The 212-nt window shown below is 59.4% G+C and carries 1 pseudogene; it reads left to right on the top strand.

Going from position 1 to position 212, the window contains the following annotated elements:
- Nucleotides 1-18: 18 nt before the first annotated feature.
- Nucleotides 19-212 (top strand): annotated as a pseudogene (locus tag AOA61_RS31845) (hypothetical protein); the annotation flags it as partial.

Here is a 212-nt window from a genome sequence, read left to right as displayed (position 1 = left end):
GTGGGGTCGTTTGTTGAGATGAACAGACTCTTTGCGGTGAGCCTATACCTGAATGGCGAACACAACCTTTGTGGTGAGCAGGCTTGCCCTGCGCTGGGCTGCGAAGCGGCCCTAAAACCGGCCATTGGGTTCTGCCTGGAGAAACGCGGCGACTGGATTGGGGCCGCTTCGCGCCCCAGCGCAGGGCAAGCCTGCTCACTACAAAAAGCGAA

It is taken from the genome of Pseudomonas sp. 2995-1 (assembly GCF_002742505.1).
In the GTDB taxonomy this organism is placed as follows: Bacteria; Pseudomonadota; Gammaproteobacteria; order Pseudomonadales; family Pseudomonadaceae; genus Aquipseudomonas; species Aquipseudomonas sivasensis.
The sequence above is the reverse complement of the archived record's forward strand: the minus strand, read 5'-3'. Positions and strand labels throughout refer to the sequence as shown.